The organism is Bathymodiolus platifrons methanotrophic gill symbiont, from assembly GCF_002189065.1.
Classification (GTDB): Bacteria; Pseudomonadota; Gammaproteobacteria; order Methylococcales; family Methylomonadaceae; genus Methyloprofundus.
In genome coordinates this window covers 1-1,962 of record NZ_BDMN01000297.1, presented here as the reverse complement: position 1 = coordinate 1,962, position 1,962 = coordinate 1, and the positions used below count along the sequence as shown (strand labels likewise).

Here is a 1,962-nt window from a genome sequence, read left to right as displayed (position 1 = left end):
CCAGCATTGTGTATTTCAGCTACTCAATAATTGGGAAACTTCAGTTTGTTAATATGTTAATGCTTAAGTAAGCAGCAATAGAGTCAGACTGGTTTTTATAGGGTTAATTTAAGGTTTCTTTTATAAATTCAAATTGTACTTTTAATGGGTAATGATCTGAAGAATCTACAGGAATAATTTCAGCATTGATTACTTTTAGACCCCTGAAGAAAACATGATCCAGTCGGTGTCCCCAGGCAAGCATGGCTACGTCACTGACAAATTCGACTTTAAGTAGGCCTAGTTCCTCAGCGCCAATAAGCTGATCCAGAGCTACCTCTCGCTGGTCACTCCAGGTATTAAAATCACCGGCAAAAACAATTGGCCCTTGGTGACGTGTCAGTACCGTTTTAACTTTCTGTAGTTGTTCGTTATATTTCTCTATACCTAAAGTAAAATTAATCGCATGAATATTTGCAACTAATAGGCTGTGCTCTGTGTTGCTAATAGGGTAGTAAGTAATCAAAGACGACTTTGGTATAAATAAGAGTGGCTCGGTTGTTCGTTGTGCGCAACTGGCTTGAGAGGGAACTTTTCCAACAGTCATAACGCCAGCATGAATATCGTGGTAGCGGAATGCGGAAACCATATCCCAATCATGATTATTTGTTTGAAGAAATTCTTTTAAACCCTGAGTTAAATAGGCCTCTTGTAAAAGAATCAAGTCACTAGTTTTGCTCAAGCTTAATAAATCCTGATCCCAGCCTTCTTTATTCTGCTTATAAATATTCCAGCTTACCAGGGTGAATTCTGTGTTATTAAGTGTTTTTTCTAAGCCTGATATTATAATTTGTTCAGTACATGAAGTGTTACCCGTACGTATTTCTCTAGAACTCGATAGTAATAAGTCTTGATCAGAAACTGATAAACAGCTACTAGTAAGAAAGGTGAGAAGCAATATCAAGCTTAATTTAAGGGAAATCTTAGGCATTACTACTTCCGGGTTTAAGTCAGTCTAGGTAATAAAAAGTAATTTACTTGGCGCAGGGGAGGCTTTACCGGTTGCATGAAACTAACGAGTTAAAGTCACGCCCTGCTTATTTGAGTTGTGATTAGAATTACATCTGATCTTCAATAGGGAGTAAGGAAATAAACCAGGCAGAAATGGGGCGCCAGAAGCCAGATCTTGGATCACTATACTCTCTGATTTCTTTACCGTCCTGTTCGCTAACCCAGACTAGCTTACCTTCATCCGCTGCCAGCCATGGAGAGCGAACGCGAGGGCTGGTAGTCCCCAGAAGGCGTAGGGCCGTTGTTTGTAAGCGTCGATTCTTCCCACCTAGACAAGCTACGCCACTTACTTTAAAGGCTTGATTTTTTCAGTCAGGTTCCAGGGTAAAAACTGATCCAATGCCTCTGGCTTATAGTGCCTACCAAGCTTGGGTAGTGCGGTGAGTAAATACTTTAAGTAATCAAAAGGCTCTAGGTTATTGGCTACCGCTGTCTGCACAAGACTGTAAAGTAGTGCGCTGGCATTAGCGCCGCGTGGAGTTTGATTAAATAACCAGTTTTTACGGCCAATCACAAACGGCTTGATATGACGTTCCGCTGCATTATTATCAATTTGTATATTACCATCATCAATATAGCGGGTTAGGCTATCCCATTGGTTAATGGTGTAACGAATGGCTTTACCGATCGCACTATCTTTTGCCGTTTTGGTAAGGTTGTTATCACACCACTGTTTTAAATCTTCCAGCAGAGGTTTGCTTTTTTCCAGACGCAACAAATAACGTTGCTCTATTGTCAGGCCTTTGAATTGTTTTTCTAGTGCATACAAGCGAGCAAACTTGCGTAATGCGGTTTGGGCCATGCCCATTTTATTCTTGCGGCTTTCTTTAGGGAGTGCTTTCAACGCTTCATCGAATTTACGACGCGCATGCGCCATACAGCCGACGAGGATACAGTCATCTGATGCCAATG

Annotated in this window: 2 protein-coding genes; both read right to left on the bottom strand. The window is 41.1% G+C overall.

What is annotated here, in order from left to right; translation table 11 throughout:
- Positions 1 to 103: 103 nt before the first annotated feature.
- Positions 104 to 970: an endonuclease/exonuclease/phosphatase family protein gene (locus CDZ78_RS15720; protein WP_087870849.1), complete on the bottom strand. Its 867-nt coding sequence runs from the start codon at positions 968 to 970 to the stop codon at positions 104 to 106.
- 366 nt (positions 971 to 1,336) lie between these two features.
- Positions 1,337 to 1,962, bottom strand: a 626-nt coding sequence (tnpC, locus tag CDZ78_RS15715; protein ID WP_167374341.1) for an IS66 family transposase, incomplete at its 5' end; no start/stop codon positions are given.

Excerpts from the sequence above, each read along its gene's own strand:
- CDZ78_RS15720 (WP_087870849.1), bottom strand. The coding sequence starts at position 970 with ATGCCTAAGATTTCCCTTAAATTAAGCTTGATATTGCTTCTCACCTTT.